At 59.1% G+C, this 1196-nt stretch carries 1 protein-coding gene; it reads left to right on the forward strand.

Going from position 1 to position 1196, the window contains the following annotated elements; genetic code table 11:
- Nucleotides 1-31: 31 nt before the first annotated feature.
- A partial coding sequence (locus tag B9H04_RS17800; RefSeq protein ID WP_085682901.1) for an RNA-guided endonuclease InsQ/TnpB family protein occupies nucleotides 32-1196 on the forward strand: 1165 nt, incomplete at its 3' end.

A 1196-nucleotide genomic window follows, 5' to 3' on the forward strand; every position in this document is an offset into this window, starting at 1 on the left:
ATATAAGTACCGTCGGGTACTCTCTGAAACTATGGGCGTGCGTCGAACCGCCGTCGTGAAACTCGCCGTTTCCGACGAGCAACGCGACGCACTCCACCGAACCGCCCAGCAATACCTGTACTGCGCGAACCGAACCGCCGACTACTGTTGGTCCGACACCTCCTACGCCGAGTGTAAGACCAACAAGCGAGAGGTTCGTGACGCGCTCTACGCCGAACTTCGAGAGGAGACAGACCTACAGGCCCAACTTGTTCAAGCCGCTATCAAACGCGCTGTCGAAGCTGTCAAAGCGTGTGTCGAACGGTGGAAAAAGGGACAGCGCGTCTCTCAACCGACGTTTACCGCCGAAACGATGGACTACGACACGCGGAGCGCGACCTTCTACCGGAACAAGGTGTCGCTGGCAACTGTTGAGGGCCGAGTCGAACCGTCGTTCGTTCTCCCGGCAGACAGTCCGACGCCCTACGAGCGGTACGTACTCTCCGAGAGCTACGAGTTCCGTGAGAGTACGCTTCGGTACGACGCGGCCACTGACGAGTTCTACCTCAACATTTCGACGCGGCGGACAGACGGTGACGAGGAGGTTTCGGAAGATACCGGGCACTCCGACCAAACGGTCCTCGGTATCGACCTCGGCGTCAACAGCCTCGCTGTGTCCTCAACCGGCACGTTTTGGCAGGGGGACGACTACGACCACTGGTGTCGTGAGTTCGAGAAGCGACGTGGCGAGATGCAACAACGCGGCACGCAGGCCGCACACAAGGCCCTGCTTCGTCTCGGGAAGCGAGAGGAAGCCTGGCGCAAACAGTACATCCACACGATCGCCAACGAACTCGTCTCGGAAGCCGTCGAACACGACTGCGACGTGATCGCATTCGAGGACTTGAGTGACATTCGAGAGCGGCTTCCACACGCGAAGTGGCACCACGTCTGGGCGTTCCGACGCCTGTTTGAATACGTCTCCTACAAAGCCCCTGAACAGGGCGTCTCTGTAGAGCAGGTCGAGCCGACCCATACATCCCAACGCTGTTCTCGGACGGACTGTGGGTTCACGCACGACGGCAACCGCCAGGGCGAACACTTCGAGTGCCAGAAGTGTGGGTATGAACTGAACGCGGATTATAACGCTGCAAAGAATATTGGCGTGCGGTACGCTCGGAAGCGACAACACAAACTCCGTTCCTCGCCCAAGTCGG

Source organism: Halorubrum ezzemoulense DSM 17463 (assembly GCF_002114285.1).
Classification (GTDB): Archaea; Halobacteriota; Halobacteria; order Halobacteriales; family Haloferacaceae; genus Halorubrum; species Halorubrum ezzemoulense.